Annotated in this window: 17 protein-coding genes and 1 tRNA gene; 8 read left to right on the top strand and 10 right to left on the bottom strand. The window is 70.6% G+C overall.

All coding sequences use genetic code 11. The features are described from left to right. Nucleotides 1–124: 124 nt before the first annotated feature. From CG740_RS05695 to CG740_RS05675, 5 genes are all read right to left on the bottom strand, one after another. The gene (locus tag CG740_RS05695; RefSeq protein WP_100573842.1) at nucleotides 125–955 is read right to left on the bottom strand and encodes an MBL fold metallo-hydrolase; all 831 of its coding nucleotides are present in this window, start codon (nucleotides 953–955) and stop codon (nucleotides 125–127) included. Next, a complete protein-coding gene (locus CG740_RS05690; RefSeq protein ID WP_199846353.1) occupies nucleotides 952–1,380 on the bottom strand; it encodes a hypothetical protein in 429 nt (142 codons plus the stop codon). The genes CG740_RS05695 and CG740_RS05690 overlap by 4 nt, the downstream gene beginning before the upstream one ends. Before the next feature lie 38 nt (nucleotides 1,381–1,418). Then, entirely contained in the window at nucleotides 1,419–2,303 is an 885-nt protein-coding gene (locus CG740_RS05685; protein ID WP_100573840.1) for an NUDIX hydrolase, read from the bottom strand. Between the two features lie 436 nt (nucleotides 2,304–2,739). Then, nucleotides 2,740–3,207 (bottom strand): RidA family protein, encoded by a 468-nt coding sequence (locus tag CG740_RS05680; protein WP_100573839.1) that lies wholly within the window; start codon nucleotides 3,205–3,207, stop codon nucleotides 2,740–2,742. Next, nucleotides 3,204–3,365, bottom strand: coding sequence for a DUF4177 domain-containing protein (locus CG740_RS05675; RefSeq protein ID WP_003975360.1), 162 nt, complete (start codon nucleotides 3,363–3,365; stop codon nucleotides 3,204–3,206). Before CG740_RS05675 ends, CG740_RS05680 begins: the two co-directional genes overlap by 4 nt. Nucleotides 3,366–3,485: 120 nt before the next feature. Between CG740_RS05675 and CG740_RS05670 the strand changes: the two genes are divergently transcribed. Further along, a complete protein-coding gene (locus CG740_RS05670; protein WP_199846352.1) occupies nucleotides 3,486–4,448 on the top strand; it encodes an ArsA family ATPase in 963 nt (320 codons plus the stop codon). Continuing rightward, the gene (locus CG740_RS05665; RefSeq protein WP_100573837.1) at nucleotides 4,445–5,869 is read left to right on the top strand and encodes an ArsA family ATPase; all 1,425 of its coding nucleotides are present in this window, start codon (nucleotides 4,445–4,447) and stop codon (nucleotides 5,867–5,869) included. The genes CG740_RS05670 and CG740_RS05665 overlap by 4 nt, the downstream gene beginning before the upstream one ends. A gap of 343 nt (nucleotides 5,870–6,212) precedes the next feature. On the opposite strand, the gene CG740_RS05660 is transcribed toward CG740_RS05665, so the two are convergent. Beyond that, nucleotides 6,213–6,581, bottom strand: coding sequence for a WhiB family transcriptional regulator (locus CG740_RS05660; RefSeq protein WP_199846351.1), 369 nt, complete (start codon nucleotides 6,579–6,581; stop codon nucleotides 6,213–6,215). Nucleotides 6,582–6,997: 416 nt separating this feature from the next. On the opposite strand from CG740_RS05660, the gene CG740_RS05650 reads away from it, so the two are divergent. Next, complete coding sequence (locus CG740_RS05650) at nucleotides 6,998–9,277, top strand: transglycosylase domain-containing protein (RefSeq protein WP_100573835.1); 2,280 nt, start codon at nucleotides 6,998–7,000, stop codon at nucleotides 9,275–9,277. Between the two features lie 121 nt (nucleotides 9,278–9,398). Here the strand turns inward: CG740_RS05650 and CG740_RS05645 are convergent, their stop codons facing one another. Next, nucleotides 9,399–9,863 carry a GatB/YqeY domain-containing protein gene (locus tag CG740_RS05645; RefSeq protein ID WP_100573834.1) on the bottom strand — a complete coding sequence of 155 codons (465 nt, stop codon included), beginning with the start codon at nucleotides 9,861–9,863 and terminating at the stop codon, nucleotides 9,399–9,401. A gap of 78 nt (nucleotides 9,864–9,941) precedes the next feature. Here CG740_RS05645 and CG740_RS05640 point away from each other — a divergent pair, with 78 nt between their 5' ends. From CG740_RS05640 to CG740_RS05630, 3 genes are all read left to right on the top strand, one after another. Continuing rightward, the gene (locus CG740_RS05640; protein WP_100573833.1) at nucleotides 9,942–10,868 is read left to right on the top strand and encodes a metallophosphoesterase; all 927 of its coding nucleotides are present in this window, start codon (nucleotides 9,942–9,944) and stop codon (nucleotides 10,866–10,868) included. A gap of 264 nt (nucleotides 10,869–11,132) precedes the next feature. Further along, complete coding sequence (locus tag CG740_RS05635) at nucleotides 11,133–11,939, top strand: Pr6Pr family membrane protein (protein WP_100573832.1); 807 nt, start codon at nucleotides 11,133–11,135, stop codon at nucleotides 11,937–11,939. Nucleotides 11,940–11,973: 34 nt separating this feature from the next. Then, nucleotides 11,974–12,047: transfer RNA gene (locus CG740_RS05630), tRNA-Pro, on the top strand. A gap of 164 nt (nucleotides 12,048–12,211) precedes the next feature. Here the strand turns inward: CG740_RS05630 and CG740_RS05625 are convergent. Beyond that, complete coding sequence (locus tag CG740_RS05625) at nucleotides 12,212–12,439, bottom strand: hypothetical protein (protein WP_100573831.1); 228 nt, start codon at nucleotides 12,437–12,439, stop codon at nucleotides 12,212–12,214. Nucleotides 12,440–13,012: 573 nt separating this feature from the next. Here CG740_RS05625 and CG740_RS05620 point away from each other — a divergent pair. Further along, nucleotides 13,013–17,167 carry an nSTAND1 domain-containing NTPase gene (locus CG740_RS05620; RefSeq protein WP_100573830.1) on the top strand — a complete coding sequence of 1,385 codons (4,155 nt, stop codon included), beginning with the start codon at nucleotides 13,013–13,015 and terminating at the stop codon, nucleotides 17,165–17,167. Nucleotides 17,168–17,535: 368 nt separating this feature from the next. Continuing rightward, a complete protein-coding gene (locus tag CG740_RS05615) occupies nucleotides 17,536–18,294 on the top strand; it encodes a glycosyltransferase family 2 protein (protein WP_100573829.1) in 759 nt (252 codons plus the stop codon). Nucleotides 18,295–18,306: 12 nt separating this feature from the next. Here CG740_RS05615 and CG740_RS05610 read toward each other — a convergent pair whose 3' ends face one another. Together CG740_RS05610 and CG740_RS05605 are read right to left on the bottom strand one after the other, a co-directional pair. Next, nucleotides 18,307–19,227, bottom strand: a complete 921-nt coding sequence (locus CG740_RS05610; protein WP_100573828.1) for an FkbM family methyltransferase — start codon at nucleotides 19,225–19,227, stop codon at nucleotides 18,307–18,309. Nucleotides 19,228–19,317: 90 nt separating this feature from the next. Continuing rightward, entirely contained in the window at nucleotides 19,318–20,556 is a 1,239-nt protein-coding gene (locus CG740_RS05605) for an amidohydrolase family protein (RefSeq protein WP_100573827.1), read from the bottom strand. Nucleotides 20,557–20,573: the final 17 nt, after the last annotated feature.

The raw sequence follows: 20,573 nt of genomic DNA, 5'->3' as shown, positions 1-20,573 counted from the left end.
CGCCGCGCCGTGGCCTGCCCTGGATCCGGGCCGGCCGGGATTCAGGGCAGCCGAGATCCAGACCGGCCCGATGTCGGCACACCTTCAAGTGCGCCTGCATCGAACCGTTTCACATGGGCCCGCCTCAAATAAGCCCGTGCTCGCGCAGGTACTCCAGCTGCGCGCGCACCGACAGCTCGGCGGCCGGCCAGAGCGAGCGGTCGACGTCCGAGTAGACCCGGGCCACCACGTCCGCCGCCGTGCGATGGCCGTTCTCCACCGCGGTCTCCACCTGGGCGAGCCGGTGGGCGCGGTGGGCCAGATAGAACTCGACGGCGCCCTGGGCGTCGTCGAGGACCGGGCCGTGGCCCGGAAGGACGGTGTGCACACCGTCGTCAACCGTCAGCGAACGCAGCCTACGAAGGGAGTCGAGGTAGTCGCCGAGTCGGCCGTCGGGATGGGCCACGACGGTCGTGCCACGGCCGAGGACGGTATCGCCCGTCAATACCGCCCGGTCGGCGGGCAGATGGAAGCAGAGCGAGTCCGCCGTGTGGCCCGGGGTGGGCACCACCCTCAGCTCCAGGCCACCGGTGGTGATGACATCGCCGGCCGCGAGGCCCTCGTCCCCCAGGCGCAGGGCCGGGTCCAGGGCGCGCACAGGGGTACGGGTCAGCTCAGCGAAGCGGGCCGCGCCCTCGGCGTGGTCGGGGTGCCCATGGGTCAGCAGGGTCAGGGCGACCCGCTTGCCCGCCTTCTCGGCCATGGCGATGACATGGCCGAGGTGCCCGTCGTCGAGCGGGCCGGGGTCGATGACGACGGCCAGGTCGGAATCGGGCTCGGCGACGATCCAGGTGTTGGTGCCGTCCAGGGTCATCGCGGAGGCGTTGGGCGCCAGCACGTTGATCGCGCGGTCGGTCGCGGGGCCCGTGAGGACTCCGCCGCGCGGCTGCCCGGGAAGAGCGGCGGCGTCACTCATACGGCACCTCCAGGAGTGGTGAGGGTGGCGATCACCCGGGTCGAGTACGGAAGGGCGGTCTCCCGGACCGAGGCGAGGGAGGCGGTCCCCCGGGCCCGGGCCGAGGCGAGGGTCACGTTCACCCGAACCGGCGCGAGGGGTGCGGGCACCCGGGCCGGAGCAAGGGCCGCAGGCACCCGGACCGGCGCGAAGGCCGCGGGCACCCGGGCCCCGGCCGAGGCGAGGGCCACGTTCGCCCGGACCGGCGCGAAGGCCGCGGGCACCTTCGCCCCGGCCGGCGCGAGGGGCGCGGGTCCCCGGGCCGGGGCGAGGGCAGCCATGGCTCGGGCAGAGGCGAAGGCGGCCGTCGGGTGGGCGACGCCCTTGCCGGGGATCGGGTTGAGCCTGGGCCGGGCCACGGCGTGCCCGGGCGTGACCCGATTCATGACGGGCCCGGTGGTGCCCCGAGTGGTCACGGGGGGCATCAGGATCCGCCCCCGGCCGGAATGTGCTTGGTGAACTCGTCGTGGCCCGGCCAGCTGAGGACGAGTTCCCCGGTATCGGTCAGGCGAGCCCGGGCGAGGACCGGGGTCAGATCGCGTTCGGCCGCGGCCACCAGGGCCTCGGCGGCGGTGGCGTACGGAAGGAGGTCACGCAGGGTGGAGATGGTCGGCGGCATCATCAGGAGCTCGCCCTTGTCGTAGCCGGCGGCGGCTTCGGCGGGGCGGATCCAGACGGTCCGGTCGGCCTCGGTCGAGGCGTTCCGGGTGACCTGGCCTTCGGGGAGGGCGGCGACGAAGAACCAGGTGTCGTACCGGCGGGGCTCGAACTCGGGGGTGATCCAGCGTGCCCAGGCGCCGAGCAGGTCCGAGCGGAGCACCAGGCCGCGCCGGTCCAGGAACTCGGCGAAGCTGAGTTCGCGGGTCACCAGGGCCTGGCGGTCGGCCTCCCAGTCGTCGCCGGTGGTGTCGCCGACGACGGTGGTGGCGTCGGGTCCGGCGAGGAGGACGCCCGCTTCCTCGTAGGTCTCGCGCACCGCGGCGCAGACGATGGCCTGGGCGGAGGCAGGGTCGGTGCCGAGCCGGGTGGCCCAGGTCTCGCGGGTCGGGCCCGCCCAGCCGAGCCCGGGGTCCTCGGCGTCGCGGGGGTCCACGCCGCCGCCCGGGTAGGCGTACGCGCCCCCGGCGAAGGCCATGGTGGTGCGTCGGCGCAGCATGTGCACGGAGGGGCGGGCGTCCGGGCCGGCCGCGTCGTCGCGCAGCAGCATCACGGTCGCGGCCCGCCGCGGCTCCACCGCGGTGAGCTCGCCTGCGGCGAGGGCGCGGATGCGGTCCGGCCACTCCGGCGGGTACCACTGACCATTGGGCATGGGCGGATGCTACGGGGTGCCGTGCGGATGTTCGAGGGGGTGCGTGTAGGTGACATCCCTTTGACACATCCGACGTGTCCGACACATCAGGCACGTCGGACCTGTCGAGCGCACCCGGGGTTCCCTTGGGCGCCCAGCCCGTCCAGCACACCCCTGTACGGCCCTGGCCCGAGCCTCGGCCAAAGGCCGGTGCCCGAGCGTCGGCCGAGATCCCGCTGCCTCTCCCGCTCCCGTTCCCGCCCAACAGCCAAGCACCCAACGGCCAACGGCCAACGGCCAAGGCGCTGGGGCCTGGGGCCTGGGGCCTGGGGCCTGGGGCCTGGGGCCCCGAGTGTCGGCGAAGGGCCGGCCCCTGGGGGTCGGCCCTCGGCGGAAGGAGGAGGTCCGTCCTCGGTCCTCCGCGGACGGAAGTGAGGACGGAACTGCGGACGGAGGATCAGTCCTGGACGAGCTCCACCTGGATCTCGACCTCGACCGGCGCGTCCAGGGGCAGCACCGCGACGCCGACGGCGCTGCGGGCGTGCACGCCCTTGTCGCCGAGGACGGCACCGAGGAGTTCGCTGGCGCCGTTGATGACACCGGGCTGCCCGGTGAAGTCGGGGGCGGAGGCCACGAAGCCGACGACCTTCACGACGCGCGCGATACGGTCCAGGTCGCCCACGACGGACTTGACCGCGGCGAGCGCGTTGAGGGCGCAGGTGGCGGCCAGTTCCTTGGCCTCATCCGCGGTCACCTCGGCGCCGACCTTGCCGGTGACGGGCAGCTTGCCCTCCACCATGGGGAGCTGGCCGGCGGTGTACACGTACGCCCCGGACCGCACGGCGGGCTGGTAAGCGGCGAGCGGCGGGACGACCGACGGGAGGGTCAGGCCCAGTTCCGCCAGCTTGGCCTCGACGGCGCTCATGCCTGCTTCTCCCGCTTCAGGTAGGCCACCAGCTGCTCGGGGTTGTTCGGCCCGGGGACGACCTGGACAAGCTCCCAGCCGTCCTCGCCCCAGGTGTCCAGAATCTGCTTGGTCGCGTGCACGAGAAGGGGCACGGTCGCGTATTCCCACTTGGTCATGGGCCCGACTGTAGCCGCTGGCCGCCACCCCCTCGCGCGGCCTCCTTACGCGAGCCACATACGCAGGTCCTGGGTGGACCACATGCGTAGGTCGCCGGTGGACTGGTTAGGCTCGAAGGTGTGAGCAGGCTCCAGGTCGTCAGCGGCAAGGGCGGTACCGGCAAGACCACGGTCGCCGCAGCACTCGCGCTCGCCCTCGCGACGGAGGGCAGGCGCACGCTCCTCGTCGAGGTCGAGGGCAGACAGGGCATCGCGCAGCTCTTCGAGACGGAAGCCTTTCCGTACGAGGAGCGCAAGATCGCGGTGGCGCCCGGTGGCGGGGAGGTGTACGCACTGGCCATCGACGCGGAACGGGCGCTCCTCGACTACCTCCAGATGTTCTACAAGCTGGGCGGTGCGGGCCGGGCGCTGAAGAAGCTCGGCGCGATCGACTTCGCGACCACCATCGCGCCGGGGGTGCGGGACGTGCTCCTGACCGGCAAGGCGTGCGAGGCGGTGCGCCGCAAGAACAAGCAGGGCGCGTACGCGTACGACTACGTCGTGATGGACGCGCCGCCCACCGGGCGCATCACCCGTTTCCTGAACGTGAACGACGAGGTGGCGGGCCTGGCGAAGATCGGCCCGATACACAATCAGGCACAGGCCGTCATGCGCGTCCTCAAGTCCCCCGAAACGGCAGTGCACTTGGTGACGCTCCTTGAGGAGATGCCGGTCCAGGAGACGGTGGACGGGATCGCCGAGCTGCGCGGGGCCGAGCTGCCGGTCGGCAAGGTCATCGTGAACATGGTCCGCCCGCACGTCCTGGACGAGGCGGCGGTACGCGCGGTCACCGGCGACCGGCGCAAGGAGGTCGCCAAGACGCTGACCCGGGCCGGGGTGACCGGTTCGGCGAAGCTGGTGACGCCGCTCCTGGAACAGGCGGCGGAACATGCCGAGCGGGTCGAGCTGGAGCGTGAACAGCGCGCGGTTCTGGGCACGTTGGGACTTACCACGTACGAACTGCCGTTGATCGGTGAGGGAATGGACCTGGCCGGGCTCTACCGCCTGGCTTCGGAACTGCGCGAGCTCGGGGTGGGTGAGTGACGGTGGACGCGGCCGGGGCACTGGCGATCGATCCGCTGCTCGACGATGCGGGCACCCGCATCATCGTGTGCTGCGGCTCGGGCGGGGTCGGCAAGACAACTACCGCTGCCGCACTGGGAGTTCGGGCCGCGGAGCGGGGCCGGAAGGTCGTGGTGCTCACCATCGACCCGGCCCGCAGGCTCGCCCAGTCCATGGGCATCGACTCGCTCGACAACACCCCGCGCCGGGTCAAGGACGTCGAGGGCGAGGGCGAACTGCACGCCATGATGCTCGACATGAAGCGGACGTTCGACGAGATCGTCGAGGCGCACGCGGATCCCGAGCGGGCCAAAGCGATCTTGACCAACCCGTTCTACCAGTCCCTGTCGGCCGGCTTCGCGGGCACGCAGGAGTACATGGCGATGGAGAAGCTGGGGCAGCTGCGGGCCAGGGACGAGTGGGACCTGATCGTGGTGGACACCCCGCCGTCGCGCTCCGCGCTCGACTTCCTGGACGCGCCCAAGCGGCTCGGTTCGTTCCTCGACGGCAAGTTCATCAAGCTGCTCATGGCGCCCGCGAAGATGGGCGGCCGGGCCGGGATGAAGTTCCTCAACGTCGGCATGTCGATGATGACCGGCACGCTCGGCAAGCTACTGGGCGGACCGTTCCTGCACGACGTGCAGACCTTCGTGGCGGCCATGGACACGATGTTCGGCGGCTTCCGGACCAGGGCCGATGCCACCTATCGGCTGCTCCAGGCACCCGGCACCGCGTTCCTCGTCGTCGCCGCGCCCGAGCGGGACGCGCTGCGCGAGGCGGCGTACTTCGTGGAGCGGCTGGCCGCCGACGACATGCCGCTGGCCGGGCTCGTACTGAACCGTGTGCACGGCAGCGCCGCCGCGCGCCTCTCGGCCGAGCGTGCTTTGGCCGCCGCGGAGAGCCTGGAGGAGGCCCCGGAGGAGGGTCGCGTGGAGTCCACGGAAGACCCTGAAGAAAAGCGTGCCGAAAATCTTGACGAACGCGGCATTGTGGATCAGGAGGGCGGGAAGGCTGGAGGTCGTGGCTCCAGTGTTTCCTCTCCCGAAGCCGCCCAGACCGTCAAGAACAGCAAGACCGTCAAGAACAGCAAGAACAGCAAGGACGTCGAGCCCGACAAGACCGCCGGGCCCGTAGAGACGCCCGGGCTGTCCGAGTCCGTGCATCATGCCCCGTCGGCGGACGATTCCGTCGAGCGGCTGACCGCAGGACTGCTGCGGCTGCATGCCGAGCGCATGCAGGTGCTCGCGCGTGAGCAGCGGACGCGCGAGCGTTTCGCCGCGCTCCACCCCGAGGTCAGGGTCGCCGAAGTGGCCGCCCTGCCGGGCGATGTGCACGACCTCGCGGGGCTGCGGACCATCGGGGACCGGCTCGCGGCCGGTGGATCTCCGGTCGGCTCTGCCTGAATCAACGAGCCCGACCGGAGCTGCCCGAATCGGCGGGACTGAATCAACGGGCCTGAATCAACGGGCCAGCATCGCCGGGGCCCGAATCCCCGGCGCCGTCGGCCCGCAGCAGCAGCCCAGAGCGGCAGCCGGCACTCGTCGCTCGTCGCTCGTCAGCCGACGGCCACAGTCGGCCACGTACACAACGCGCGCGCACCTCAGCCCGTAGCCAGGTACGCCCCGGGGCCGTGCACATCAGCCACGTCAACCACGTGCACCCCAGGCGCGTCAGCCGGCGGGCACAGCCACGTACATCTCATGCATCTCATGCATCTCGTGCATCTCATGCACCTTTTGCACGACGTCAGCCCGCAGCCGCGAACGCCTCGTCTCCGAAGGAATGCCGGTAGTCGTACTCCGACTCCTCCTCCGCGCACACGGGCAGGATTCCCGTGCTGCGCTCGTACTCCGTGCGCGCGGTCTCCAAGAGGCGGTGCCACGACGTGACGGTGGGGCGCCTGCGCAAAAGGGCGCGCCGCTCCCGTTCCGTCATTCCGCCCCACACGCCGAACTCGACGCGATTGTCGAGCGCGTCGGCCAGGCACTCGGTCCGCACCGGGCAACCGGTGCACACCGCCTTGGCCCTGTTCTGCGCTGCACCCTGTACAAACAGTTCGTCCGGATCGGTAGTGCGGCAGGCTGCCTGCGCACTCCAGTCGGTTACCCAGCCCATGCCGGCGCCGTCCTCTCCCGAATCGAGGCTCCCCCACGGCGGCAGAGGCATATTCACCGCTGCCAGTTGAGGACGTTACGGAAGGTGGGCACAGCGCAACACCCCCGTCGGGCCCAATCTTGAATGGCCCGAACGGACTATGCGTACGCGGCAGATCACCCAACGGAGTGAGCCGAGGACATGCGTGACTAATCCGAAATAATGGGACGTATCAGCTGAGGCGCAACGGACACGGGATGACGCATGAGGCGCAATCGGACATCAACTGGGCTGGTTCTCGCCGGATTCGGGGACGGCGGAACACTTCCTGACACGACCGGGGTCTTGATGCGCGGCCGAACTGCTGTGACAGTTGAGAGCAGCTTAGGCCAGAGCCTTCACCTGTGTCCGGCGATTGAGAACGTAGGCTGCCCTCCATGGCAATGAAGCGATCGGGCGGAGGCCTGACCGGGACCCAGCAGGCGGCCAAGTTCCTCGGTGTGAGTGTGTTGGCGGGGGCGGTGCTCGCCGGAATCGCCCTTCCGGCGGCCGGCGCCCTGGGGCTCGCGGCCAAGGGCACGGTCGAGGGGTTCGACGAGATCCCGGCCAATCTGAAGACCCCGCCGCTGAGCCAGCGCACCACGATCCTGGACAACAAGGGCGGCACGATCGCCCAGGTGTACTCGCGCGACCGCACCGTGGTGCCGCTCGCCGACATCTCCCCGTACATGCAGAAGGCGATCGTCGCGATCGAGGACTCGCGCTTCTACGAGCACGGCGCGATCGACGCCAAGGGCGTCCTGCGCGCGCTGAACAAGAACGCGACCAGCGGCGGCGTCGCCCAGGGCGCGTCCACGCTCACCCAGCAGTACGTGAAGAACGTCTTCGTGGAGGAGGCCGGCGACGACCCCGACAAGGTCGCCGAGGCCACCCAGCAGACGATCGGCCGCAAGGTCAAGGAGCTGAAGTACGCGATCCAGGTCGAGGAGGAGCTGGGCAAGAAGAAGATCCTGGAGAACTACCTCAACATCACGTTCTTCGGGCAGCAGGCGTACGGTATCGAGGCCGCGGCCAAGCGCTACTTCTCCAAGTCGGCGAAGGACCTCACCCTGGACGAGTCGGCGATGCTGGCCGGCATCGTGCAGTCGCCCAGCCGGTACGACCCCGTCAACGACGCGCAGGAGGCCAAGAAGCGCCGCAACACGGTGCTCCAGCGGATGGCCGACATGAAGGACATCTCGCAGGGCGAGGCCGACAAGGCCAAGGAAGAGCCGATCAAGCTGAACGTGAGCCGCCCCAAGAACGGCTGCATCACCGCCGTCGAGGGTGCGGGCTTCTTCTGCGACTACGTGCGCGAGGTCTTCCTGTCCGACCCGGTCTTCGGCAAGACGAAGGAAGCGCGGGCCAAGCTCTGGAACCAGGGCGGGCTCACCGTCCAGACCACGCTCGACCCGCAGGCGCAGAAGTCGACGCAGGAGTCGATCAAGGCGCACGTCTACCAGAAGGACTCGGTCGCGACGGCCGTCACGCTGGTCCAGCCCGGCAGCGGCAAGATCCTCGCGATGGGCCAGTCGAGGCCGTACGGCTTCGGGGACACCGAGACGCAGATCAACTTCTCGGTCAACCGCCAGATGGGCGGGTCCAATTACGGCTTCCCGGTCGGATCGACCTTCAAGCCGTTCCTGGCCGCGGCCGCGATCGAGGGCGGCAAGCCGCCGACCCAGCAGTATTCCGCGCCGTACGAGATGGACTACCCGAACGTCCAGACGTGCAACAGCAGCAAGCCGTGGGTCAACGACGGCAAGCCGCAGCCGTACCACCTGGAGAACGAGAACGAGTCCGAGGTCGGTCCGTTCTCGCTCAAGGACGCGATGGCCAAGTCGGTCAACACGTACTTCGTGCAGATGCTCGGTGACATCGGCATGTGCCCCGTCTCCCAGATGGCGGACAAGCTGAAGGTCATCCAGGGCAACGGCGAGAGGCTCCCCATGGTGCCCTCGGCGCTGACGCTGGGATCCACCGGTATGTCGCCGCTGACGATGGCCTCCGCGTACGCGGCCTTCGCCAACCGGGGCACGTACTGCACGCCGATCGCCATCGAGTCCATCAAGAAGGTGGACGGCTCGCCGCTGCCGGTGCCGAAGTCCGCCTGCTCGCAGGCGATGTCGCAGAACACCGCGGACAGCATCAACACGCTGCTGCGCGGCGTGGTCGACTCCGGTACCGGTGCCGAGGCCGGTCTCAAGGACCGCGACAACGCGGGCAAGACGGGTACCACCGACGGCCGCAAGAACGCCTGGTTCGTCGGCTACACCTCGAACCTGTCGGCCGCGGTCTGGGTCGGCAGCCCCTCCCAGCGGGTCGAGATGAACAACATCACCATCGGCGGCCAGTTCCAGGAGCAGGTCTACGGTGGCCAGGTCCCCGGCCCCATCTGGCGGGACGCGGTGACCGGCGCACTCCAGGGCCAGAACTCGGCGCCCTTCGTCAACGTCAACATCCCCGACAACGGCGGCGGCCAGAAGCCGGCCGGAGACCCGACGACGACGGCCGGGGGCCAGGGCAACAACGGCGACAAGAGCAAGAACAAGGGCAAGCACAAGCCGAAGCCGGGCGGCGACAACAAGCCCCCGGGCCGCGGCGGCCAGGACCCCTTCCCCGGCATCTCCCTCCCGCCGGGCGTGGTGGGCGGCGACTCGGGCGGCTGGCCGCAGTAGCAGTAGCAGTAGCAGCGGCCGCGCGCAGGTTCTGGATACGGGCACGCGCGCAGGTTCTGGATACGGGAAAGGGGCGCCCCGGGAGATGAATCCCGGGGCGCCCCTTTCCGCGTACTCCGGCTCAGCCTGCGAGGCGCTGCTTCACGGCGGCGGCGACGCGGCCGCCGTCGGCGAGACCGGCCACCTTCGGGTTCACGATCTTCATGACGGCACCCATCGCGCGGGGCCCCTCGGCGCCGGCGGCCTTCGCCTCGTCGACGGCGGCGGCGACGATGGCCGCGAGCTCGTCGTCGGAGAGCTGCTTGGGCAGGTACGCGTCGAGGATCTCGCCCTCGGCCAGCTCACGGGCGGCGGACTCGGCGCGACCGCCCTTGTCGAAGGCCTCGGCGGCCTCGCGGCGCTTCTTCGCCTCCTTGGCGATCACCTTGAGGACCTCGTCGTCGGAGAGCTCACGCGCGGCCGTGCCGGCGACCTCTTCCTTGGCGACGGCGGTGAGGGTCAGCCGGAGCGTGGACGAGCGGAGTTCGTCGCGCGCCTTCATGGCGGTGGTGAGGTCGTCCTTGAGTCGGGCCTTGAGCGTGGTCATGTCCCCAGTGTGTCAGGTGCGGTGGGCTGCCCGCCCGCCGATTAATGCCGCCGCCGCCAGGTCTGCGACGATGGACGTATGCGCGCGCGATACGGAATTCCCTTGGGTATCACGGCGGTCGGGGCCGCCGGTCTCGCCTATGCGGCCGGCTTCGAGGTGAGATCGTTCCGGCTGCGCCGGGTGACGGTGCCCGTGCTGCCGCCGGGGGCACGCCCGTTGCGCGTGCTCCAGGTCTCGGACATCCACATGGTGTCCGGCCAGCGCAAGAAGCGGGCGTGGCTGCAGTCGCTCGCGGGCCTGCGCCCGGACTTCGTGGTGAACACCGGGGACAACCTGTCCGACCCGGAGGGCGTCCCCGAGGCGCTCGACGCGCTCGGCCCCCTGATGGAGTTCCCCGGCGTCTACGTCTTCGGTTCCAACGACTACTACGGCCCGAAGCTGCGCAACCCCGCCCGGTACCTCTTCGAGAAGGCGCAGGGCAAGCACGGGCTCAACGGCAACGCGCCGGCCGTCGGCGTCGTGCACAACCCGTGGGAGGACCTGCGGGACGCCTTCGACTCGGCGGGCTGGGTGAACCTGAGCAACGCCCGGGGCCGCCTCAAGCTCGACGGGATGGAGCTGGCCTTCACCGGCCTGGACGACCCGCACATCAAGCGTGACCGGTACGAGCGGGTGGCCGGGGGCCCCGAGACGGGCGCGGACCTGTCGATCGCGGTGGTCCACGCGCCCTATCTGCGCTCCCTGGAGTCCTTCACGGCGGACGGTTATCCGCTGATCCTGGCCGGCCACACCCACGGCGGCCAGCTGTGCATCCCCTTCTACGGGGCACTGGTCACCAACTGCGACCTGGACACCGACCGCGTGAAGGGCCTGTCCACGCACGAGGCCGAGGGCAACCGCGCCTACCTCCACGTCTCGGCGGGCTGCGGCACGAACCGCTACACCCCGGTCCGCTTCGCCTGCCCCCCGGAGGCGACGCTCCTGACACTGGTGGGGCGGCGGTAGGACGCGGCGGCCGGTGGTGTTCCGGTGTCGGTGCCGGTGCCGGTGCCGGTGCCGGTGCCGGTGGGACGACGGTGGGACGGCGATGGGACGGCGATGGGACGGCGATGGGGCCCTGCTGGTAGTGCCCGGCCCCCGGGCAGGCGGCCCCCCCTTCACCGGTTACCGGCGAGCCCTGGTCGAGCGCGCCCCTGCCCCGCCTCCCCCCGCCCGGCAGGCTGACCCCCTGTATCGGCGGGCCCGGGGGCGACCCCCTACCGTGAACGCATGCGGTACGACCGGATTCCCTCTCATTCGCCCCGTACATCCCTGGCGCCCGGCTCCTTGCGGGACGGGCCCGCCCAGGCCGGTACCGGCACGGCGGACGCCCCCGCCTCCGCCGTACTGCCCCGCACCCGGCGCCCCTGCGCGGCGGCGTTCCGCGCGCTGATCTGCGCGGCGGCGGTGACCGGCATCGTGATCGACCTGCTGATGGGCAGCCCCCTGCGCGTCCTGAGCTACTTCACGATCCAGTCGAACGTGCTGGTGGCCCTCGCCTTCGGCTGGTCGGCGGTACGCGCCTGGCGGGGCCGGCCCCCGCTCCAGGCCCGGGTCACCGGAGGCGTGCTCCTCTATATCTCGATCACCGGCCTGGTCTACCACCTGGTTCTGGCGAACAGCTCCAGCGGCTTCTCGATGACGGGCGACCAGGCGGTGGCCGTGACCGGCTGGCGCACGGTCTCCAACCAGCTCCTGCACACGGTCACGCCCCTCGGCGTGCTCCTGGACTGGCTGCTCCTGACCCGCCCCGGCGGCCTGCGCCCGCGCCACGCCGCGCAGTGGCTCCTGTACCCACTGGCGTACTTCGCGTTCGCCCTGATCCGCGGCGCCCTGCTCTCCCCCGGCACCACGGCCCGCTACCCGTACCCCTTCCTGGACGTCGCCCAGCACGGCTACCCGGCCGTCCTGACCAACGCCCTGGTCTTCGGCGCGGCCTTCTACGCCCTGGCCCTGGCGATCACCGGCCTGGACCACATCCGCCCCTACCTCCGGGGCCCCGAAACCGGATTTCGTCTCCGGCCGCCAGTGGGCTAAAGTAAACGACGTCGCCGCGACAAGCGGAGACAATCGGGGTGTAGCGCAGCTTGGCAGCGCGCTTCGTTCGGGACGAAGAGGTCGTGGGTTCAAATCCCGCCACCCCGACAGCCGCAAGACCACATCAGGCCCGGTTCTCCTTCACGGAGAACCGGGCCTGATGTGCGTTGCGGGCACCCTGCGGATTGCAGCCTGCGCGTCGCGGCCCGCGGAGTGCCGGGTTCGTCCGGATACGGAACGCAAAGGCGCTCGCGGGCTGAAATGCCCGCCGATCAGACGGCCTTCCGGCGTCGGGCAGCCTTGCGCGTCCTCACCCCGCCGGCGATGAGCGCCAGCCCCACGGCGACGACGCCGAGGTAGGCGGCGGGCGGAAGGTCGACGACCTTGTGCATCCAGCCCCACTGCGTGCCGAAGAGGGGCTTCGAAACGAGGCTGACGAGCCCCTGGGCTCCTACGACGTAGCCGATGCTTTCGACGGTGTATCCGATGGTTGTTCGCACGCCTCAACGCTCTCGCGGCAGCGCCGTAACAGCGTCCCCTTCAGGGCCGAAAGCACAGTAGACCGAAAGATGCAGTCGGTCGCCACGGGGCGGGCAGGTGTCGCCACCGGAAGCGTGCGCACGTCAGTGTGCGGGCCGCGCCCCCGTAAGCCCCGGCGGACGGCCCGTCGCGCAGGCCGATCGGACCGTCGCCCGGGCGATCGGAACCTCGCCCGGCGCATCGGGCAGCAGGCACGCCGACCGCCTGGTTCGGCACCGGTCCCTCCCCTGTTGGGACCGGTACTGAACCAGACGGCCGGCGTCGCCCCGCGGCTGTTCGGTGCCGAGCACGGACGACCGGGCCCGGGATGGCCACAGGAAGATGCGGCATCATGAACTGTCTGTCCGAGCGCTGTTCTCGCTGCCCCGAAGGGCAACGCCCGGTTGGTGTGCGACTACGTGGAGATCCTGTCACCTATGGCTCTCGCCGATGAGTATCCGGCCACCGGATCATGACATCACCGCAGGTCAGGCCTATAGGGTGAGTTTTCCGGTCCGGACGCCCACGCACGGGGGAAGTGAGGAGAGGAGACCTTGAGTCCCGACTCAGGGGCACGCACGGCCTTCGCGGAACGCCTCGCGCTGCTGTACAAGGAAGCAGGCGACCCTCCGCTCAAGCGCGTCGCCGAGTCCGTCGTCCGCCTTCAGCGGGTGGACGAGCGAGGGCGACCCGTGCGGGTGTCCGCTCAGCGGATCAGCGACTGGCGGCGGGCCAGGAACGTGCCGGCCCAGTTCGCCGCGCTCGCCGTGGTGCTGCACATCCTGATACCCGAAGCCCGGCGTTCCAGGCCCACGCCCGTGTCCGAGGGCCTGTACGACGTGGCCCAGTGGCAGCAGCTGTGGGAGCACGCGATCGCCGACCCCGTCGCCGACCGTCCCGCGCCACTCGCGCAGGAGAAGGAAGGCGCCCGGGCCGAGGCGGCGACCGTCCCGGGTGGCGTGTGCCCCTACCTGGGGCTGTCCTCGTACCGATCGCAGGACGCCCGGTGGTTCTTCGGCCGGGAGCGGAGCACGGAATCCCTCGTCGCGCAGCTCCGGGCCGTGGAGAGGACGGGCGGGCTCGTCATGCTCGTGGGTGCCTCGGGAGCGGGAAAGTCCTCCCTCCTGAACGCCGGTCTGGTGCCCACGCTGCGAGAGGGCGCGCTGGGCGGCGGGGACGGCGGCGGGAGGCGGGTCCTCCAACTCGTGCCGGGGGCCGATCCGCTCGGGGAGCTGATCCGCCGGATCCCTGAGCTCGGGCCCGTCGTTTCCGCCGCGAAGAACGCGAAGAACGCGAAGAGTTCGAAGAGCGCGACGGGTGCGACGGGTGCGACGGGGGAGACGGGTGCGACGGAGTCGGCCGCGGCGGAGCCCGGGACCCCGCGATTCGGTCGCGCCGTACGGGCAGCCGTCTCGGCGTGGGCACAGAGCGGAACACCCTCCTCCGCCCCGCCGGTCGTCATCGTGGACCAGTTCGAGGAGACGTTCACCCTCAGCTCCGACGAGGCGGACAAGCGCACCTTCATCCAGATCCTGCACGCCGCGTGCACGCCCGCCGGGTCCGATGCCCCGACCCCGACCCCGACCCCGACCCCAGCCCCGGCCCGCGCACCCGCACCCCTGGCCGCACCCGCACCCGCACCCGCCGCCCCCGCGCTCGTGGTCCTGGGCGTACGGGCCGACTTCTTCGAGCAGTGCCTCGGGTATCCGGAGCTGGCCGACGCACTGCAACACCGCCACATGGTGCTCGGGCCGCTGACCACCGCGGAGCTGCGCGACGCGGTGACGGGCCCGGCCAAGGCCGTGGGCATGGAACTCGAACCCGGGCTCACGGAGCTGATCGTCCGGGAGGTGAGCGCCGACGGCCCCCGCGGGGCGAACAACGCGGGGGCGCTGCCGCTCCTCTCGCACGCCCTGCTCGCCACCTGGCAGCGCCGGAAGGCGGGCCGGCTGACGCTGGCCGGCTACCGCGCGGCGGGCGGGATCCAGGGCGCGGTGGCGGCGACCGCCGAGCGGGCCTGGACGGGCCTCGACCCGGCGGCCCGCACCGCGGCGAGGCTGCTCCTCCTCAGGCTCGTCCGGCTCGGCGAGGACACCCAGGCCACTCGGCGGCGCGGGGCGCGGCGCCAGTTGGCGGAGGAGTCGACGAACTCCGACAAGACGGAGGAGTCGCTCGAAGCCCTGGTCCGGGCGCGGTTGGTGACGCTCGACGCGGAGACCGTGGAGATCACCCACGAGGCGCTGCTGCACGCCTGGCCGCGCCTGCGCGACTGGATCGACGAGGACCGGACCGGCAACCTGCTGCGCCAGCGCCTTGAGGAGGACGGCAGGGCCTGGGAGGCGTCGAGCCGCGATACGTCACTGCTGTACCGGGGGTCCCGGCTGGAACAGGCCCGTACGTGGGCGAAGTCCGCGGGTGACCCCTTCCTGACCCGGGCCGCGGTGGAGTTCCTGGCCGCCTCGGTCAAGCTGCGCAAGCGCACGGTCTGGCTCATGCGCGGCGCGGTGGCGGCTCTGGTCGTCCTCGCGATGCTGGCCGTCGGTTCGGCGATGGTCGCGCGCCAGCAACGGGACGACGCCGTGTTCGAGCAGGTGCTTGCCGAGGCCGACCGGGCGCAGCACACGGATCCGTCCCTGTCCGCCCAACTCGCCCTGGTGGCACACCACTTGCGGCCCGGTGACGAGGGCACGAACAATCGGCTGATCTCGACCGTGAACGCTCCGCTGGCAACGCCGCTCCTCGGTCACACCGGGGCCGTCTACCTCACCTCGTTCAGTCCGAACGGACGGACCCTGGCCACCGCCAGCTACGACCGGACCGTCCGGCTGTGGGACGTGTCGGACCCGGCGCGCCCCAAGCCGCTGGGCAAGCCGCTCACCTCGCACACGAGTTGGGTGAGCAGCGCGGTCTTCAGCCCGGACGGCAGCACGCTCGCCAGCGCTTCGGACGACGGCACGGTCCGACTGTGGGACGTGCGGGATCCCAGCGGTCCGCAGCCGCTGGGCGCACCGCTGACCGGCCCCGGCGGCACGGTCTACCTGGTCGCCTTCAGCCCGGACGGCCACACGTTGGCGTCCGCCAACGAAAACGGCAGCGTGCGCCTGTGGGACGTGACCGCCCCGGGCCGGCCGGCGGCGCTCGATGACCTGACCGGGCACACGGCCGCCGTACGGTCCGTGGCCTTCAGCCCGGACGGGCGGACACTGGCGGCGGGTGGCGACGACGGCTCCGTCCGGCTGTGGGACATGGCCGATCCCCGCCATCCGGCGTCGGTCGGGACCGCGTTGACCGGACACACGGGCACCGTGCACTCGGTGGCCTTCAGCCCCGACGGCCGCACTCTGGCCAGCGGTGGCGCCGACGACACCATCCGGCTCTGGAACATGCGCGACCCCCGTCACGCGAGCCCCCTCGGCTCACCGCTCACCGGCCACACCGGCCCCATCTGGTCGGTGGCCTTCAGCCCCGACGGGAGCAAGCTCGCCGCCGCCAGTGCGGACAGCACGGCGAGCCTGTGGAACGTCAGCGATCCGGCGTACCCGTCGCAGGTCGGGGAGCCTCTCGCGGGAAGCAGCGGCGAGATGTACGCGTTGGGCTTCAGCCCCGACGGGCGGACCCTCGCCACCGGGAGCGGGGACGGCAAGGTCCGGCTGTGGTCGATACCCGCGTCGGACATGATCGGCCGCATCGGATCGTTCCGCCCGGACGGGCAGGTGCTCGCCACGGCCGCCCGGGACAACAGGGTCCGGCTGTGGAACGTCACCACCGCGGACAAGCCCGTACCGCTGGGTGACCCGTTCACGTCCGGGGACGGTGATGTGCGCTCACTGGTGTTCTCCCCCGACGGCCGCACCCTCGCCGTGCTGATGGGCAACCGCACCGTACAGCTCTGGAACGTGCTCGACCCCGCACGGCCGACCCCCTACGGGCCGCCCATCGCTCTGGAGACCCGGTTCTCCGGCCCCAGCGCGTTGGCGTTCAGCCCGGACGGGCGCACGCTCGCCACCGCCTACGACGACCGCACCATCCAGCTGTGGAACATCGAGAACCCCTCTCGGCACCTTCCGCTCGGCACACCCCTCTCCGGCCACAAGGGGTACGTCAATTCCCTCGTGTTCAGCCCCGACGGCCGAACGCTCGCCAGCGGCAGCGCGGACGGCACCATACGCCTGTGGAACGTGACCGACCCGCGTCACGGTTCCCGGCTCGGCGCGCCTCTCACCGGGCATCTGGGGCCCGTCAACGCGCTCTCCTACAGCCCGAACGGCCATACGCTGGCCAGCGGAAGCGATGACGACACGGTCCGGCTCTGGAACGTCACCGGCCCCCATGCGCCCGCGCAGTTGGGGTCCCCGCTCACGGGCCATACCGAGGCCGTCGTGTCACTGACGTTCAGTCAGGACGGCCGCACCCTGGCGAGCGGCGGCAACGACAACGCGGTCCGGCTCTGGAACGTCAGCCGGCCGTCCGAGGCCGCGGCCATCGGTCAGTCGATGAGCCCCAATGCGAAGACGGGGAATTTCCTGTCGTTCAGCCCCACCAGCCACATGCTCGGGGTGTCGAGCGGCAGCGATACCGTCCGCTTGTGGAACTTGGACGCCGGCGAGGCCATCAGCCGTATCTGCTCGTCGACCCGGGGCGTCCTGACGCCGGAGAAATGGCGGGAAAATCTGCCCCGCCTGTCGTACGCGCCGCCTTGCGATCAGTGATCGCGACACGTGATCTCGATCACAACCCGCTGTTGCTGTCCCGTAGGCGATTCCCGCCGCACGCACGGCGTTGTTAATGTTGCCAACAGCCCGATCGCTGGTGCATCCCCCGTCGCCAGCGATCGGGCACTTCTATGTCGTCGCTGGTGGGAGGCGGGTCCGGATCCGCTGAGCGACACCGTGAAGGCAGGGTGCGCCGCCGTCGGCCATTGGCCTCCAAGAATGCCGCCCGAGGCGGCAGTTGACGTGCACTTCGAGCGCGCGCCGAGTGCGGCCGGCCGCTACGGCACCGCGATTCCTCAAGACCTGCCGGCCTCCCGAGGAGTCATATGCTGAACGTATCGACTCACGTGGAAAGGTGGAGAGCCGTGGACCGGCGCATCATCATCGTCACCGCCGTCCACGCACCGTCGGCGCACTTCCTGCCGGACGCGTACAAGTCGCTGTGCGAGCAGGAACTTCCGGAAGGCTGGACCTGGCACTGGCTGATCCAGGAGGACGGCAGGACGGACCAGGTCGCGCCGCACGTCCCCCACGACGAGCGGATCACGTTCCGGCAGGGCCGCCCCGGCGGTCCCGGTGTCGCGCGCATGATGGCGCTCGCCCACGCGGACGGCGAGTACGTGAAGGTCCTGGACGCCGACGACCAGCTCTCCCCCGGCACGCTGGCCCGCGACCTGGCGGCGCTGGAAGCCGACCCGGGCCTCGGTTGGGCCACGTCCCGCGTGCTCGACTTCCTGCCCGACGGTTCGACGGCCGGCTTCCCGGGCGATCCCGAGCCCGGCCCGATCGAGCGGCAGGCGGTGGTCGACTACTGGGCGGCCAACGACTACCGGGCACAGGTCCATCCGGCGACGCTCTTCGTCCGCCGCGACCTGCTTCTGGCGCTCGGCGGCTGGATGGCGCTTCCCGCCTCGGAGGACACCGGTCTGCTCCTCGCGCTGAACGCCGTCGCCCGCGGCTGGTTCTCGTCCGAGGTCGGGCTCCTGTACCGGAAGTGGGAGGGCCAGGCGACCGGCCAGGCCGCACACGTCGACACCGTCGAGCGCGAAGCCCGGATGGCCGTCGTCGAGGCCCGGGCGCGAGCCCTGGACCGTTTCCAGTGGCGCTACCCCGGCAGCGCCTGAGGCGGACGCGGCTCAGACCAGGGCCTCGGCATCGACCCGCGAGAAGACCAGCTCCGTCTCCCCCGTGATCGGCCGGCGCCAGCGGACCGGAGCCGCGGGGCGCCGTATCGCCCGCGGGTAGCTGGCCGGCGAGTACTCGGTCGGCAACCGGTAGGTGTGGAAGCCGTGTTCGCGCATGACGGCCAGCAACTCGCCTGCGGAATCGCCGAGTTGGGCCATCCGGTCCGGTGTCACCTCCACGGCGATCTCCACATCGTGGCGAAGGTGGTCCAGCAGGGGAACGAGCCCCCGGACGACACTGCCCTCCGCGCCCTCGACATCGATCTTGATCACGCGCGCCCTGGCCACCTCGGCCGGTTCCAGCAGCTCGGACAGGGGCACGGCCCCCATCTCGAAGCTCGACTCCACCGGTCCGTCGTACGGAACGATCGAGTTGGCACCCATGTTGCGCGAGCCGGCCAGCACGAACGTCAGCGTCCTGTGTCCGTCCGAGACGGCCGTGTTGACCGCGCGCACGTTGTCGCAGTGGTTGAGGGCCACGTTCCGCAGCAGCCCGCGGTGGAAGGCGGGCGAGGCCTCGATCGCCACGACCTTGCCCGCGCTGCCCACCAGGCGGGAGCCGAGCACGGAGAAGACACCGAGGTTGGCGCCGACGTCGACGAACGCGTCCCCGGGCCGCAGCCGCTGCCGCAGCCAGTGCGTCATGTGCGGCTCCCACACTCCGAACAGGTACAGATAGCGCTGGATGAGGTCCTGCGTGTCGACGGCGAAGCGGGCACCGTACCGGTCCTGGGTGACCCGTCGACGCGGTTGGTCGCCGAGCCGGGGGTTGAGGTACCTCGCGGCGAGCGCGGCCTTCCCCAAGGCGCCCGGCGCATCGCGTACGTACCGGCGGCCCAGGGTGATCAGGGCCTCCGACATGGGGTTGCTCATCCGATTGCCTCTCCGTCGGGGGACGGGCGAACGATAACGCCGGGGAGGACGGACGGCCTCCCCGGCGTCACGAACGAACGGCAGCCGTGATCAGCGCCCGGCGGCGCGCCCCAGGTCCTGGTCGAAGGGCAGGTCCAGCATCCGAATGGCGTTCCCGCGCAGGAGTTTGTACGCGACGTCCGGCGACAGTCCGCCCACGTGCTCGGTGGCCACCTGCTTCGTGTGCGGCCAGGTCGAGTCGACGTGCGGATAGTCGGTCTCGAAGGTCGCGTTGTTCACGCCCACGGTCTCGATGGCCTCGATGCCGTGCTTGTCGCGGAAGAAGCAGCAGAAGATCTGCCGGTAGTAGTACGTGGACGGCGGCTCCGGGATCAGGTCCTTCACCCCGCCCCAGGCGCGGTGCTCCTCCCACACGTCGTCGGCGCGTTCCAGGGCGTACGGGATCCACCCCATCTGGCCCTCGCTGTAAGCGAGTTTGAGCCGGGGGAACTTGACCAGGACGCCGGAGAACAGGAAGTCCATCATCGACGCCATCGCGTTGTTGAAGCTCAGCGAGGCCTGAACCGCGGGCGGGGCGTCCGGGGACGCCGCCGGCATCTGCGACGACGAGCCGATGTGCATGTTCACCACGGTTCCGGTCTCCTCGCAGGCCGCGAAGAAGGGGTCCCAGTAGCCGGAGTGGATGGACGGAAGTCCCAAGTAGGTGGGAATCTCCGAGAACGTAACCGCCCGCACTCCGCGGGCCGCGTTCCTTCTGATCTCCGCCACGGCCAGGTCGATGTCCCACAACGGGATCAGGCACAGCGGGATCAGCCTGCCGCCGCTGTCCCCGCACCACTCCTCGACCATCCAGTCGTTGTACGCCCGGACGCAGGCCAGCGCGACCTCCTTGTCCTCGGCCTCGGCGAAGGTCTGCCCGCAGAACCGGGGGAAGGTGGGAAAGCAGAGGGATGCCTCGACGTGGTTGAGGTCCATGTCCGCCAAGCGGGCCTTGGGATCCCAGCACCCCCGCCGCATCTGCTCCCGCGTGATCCCGTCCAGCGTCATCTCGTCGCGGGAGAAGCCGACGGCCGCGATGATGCGCTTGTACGGGAAGATCTGGCCCTCGTAGTCCCACCAGTCGGTGATCTGGCCTTCCGGGTCGGTCGTGAACTTGTACTTGCCGCCGATGTAGGCCAGTTCGCCGATCCCGGCGGTGAAAGGCTTCGGGCCCCGGTCGCGGTACTTGCTCGGAAGCCACGTCTCGAAGAGGTGCGCGGGCTCGATCACGTGGTCGTCCACGCTGATGACCCGGGGGATCTCCTTGCTGCCGCTCTCGCTGCTGGCCACGCCTACCCCCTACTGCC

Source organism: Streptomyces sp. CB01201 (genome assembly GCF_002803085.1).
Classification (GTDB): domain Bacteria; phylum Actinomycetota; class Actinomycetes; order Streptomycetales; family Streptomycetaceae; genus Streptomyces; species Streptomyces hundungensis.
The sequence above is the reverse complement of the archived record's forward strand: the minus strand, read 5'-3'. Positions and strand labels throughout refer to the sequence as shown.

What these genes read in the sequence shown, in the direction of transcription:
- CG740_RS05695 (WP_100573842.1), bottom strand. Translation starts at nt 955, where the DNA reads ATGAGTGACGCCGCCGCTCTTCCCGGGCAGCCGCGCGGCGGAGTCCTC.
- CG740_RS05690 (WP_199846353.1), bottom strand. Translation starts at nt 1,380, where the DNA reads ATGAATCGGGTCACGCCCGGGCACGCCGTGGCCCGGCCCAGGCTCAAC.
- CG740_RS05685 (WP_100573840.1), bottom strand. Translation starts at nt 2,303, where the DNA reads ATGCCCAATGGTCAGTGGTACCCGCCGGAGTGGCCGGACCGCATCCGC.
- CG740_RS05680 (WP_100573839.1), bottom strand. Translation starts at nt 3,207, where the DNA reads ATGAGCGCCGTCGAGGCCAAGCTGGCGGAACTGGGCCTGACCCTCCCG.
- CG740_RS05675 (WP_003975360.1), bottom strand. Translation starts at nt 3,365, where the DNA reads ATGACCAAGTGGGAATACGCGACCGTGCCCCTTCTCGTGCACGCGACC.
- CG740_RS05660 (WP_199846351.1), bottom strand. Translation starts at nt 6,581, where the DNA reads ATGGGCTGGGTAACCGACTGGAGTGCGCAGGCAGCCTGCCGCACTACC.
- CG740_RS05650 (WP_100573835.1), top strand. Translation starts at nt 6,998, where the DNA reads ATGGCAATGAAGCGATCGGGCGGAGGCCTGACCGGGACCCAGCAGGCG.
- CG740_RS05645 (WP_100573834.1), bottom strand. Translation starts at nt 9,863, where the DNA reads ATGACCACGCTCAAGGCCCGACTCAAGGACGACCTCACCACCGCCATG.
- CG740_RS05640 (WP_100573833.1), top strand. Translation starts at nt 9,942, where the DNA reads ATGCGCGCGCGATACGGAATTCCCTTGGGTATCACGGCGGTCGGGGCC.
- CG740_RS05635 (WP_100573832.1), top strand. Translation starts at nt 11,133, where the DNA reads ATGCGGTACGACCGGATTCCCTCTCATTCGCCCCGTACATCCCTGGCG.
- CG740_RS05610 (WP_100573828.1), bottom strand. Translation starts at nt 19,227, where the DNA reads ATGAGCAACCCCATGTCGGAGGCCCTGATCACCCTGGGCCGCCGGTAC.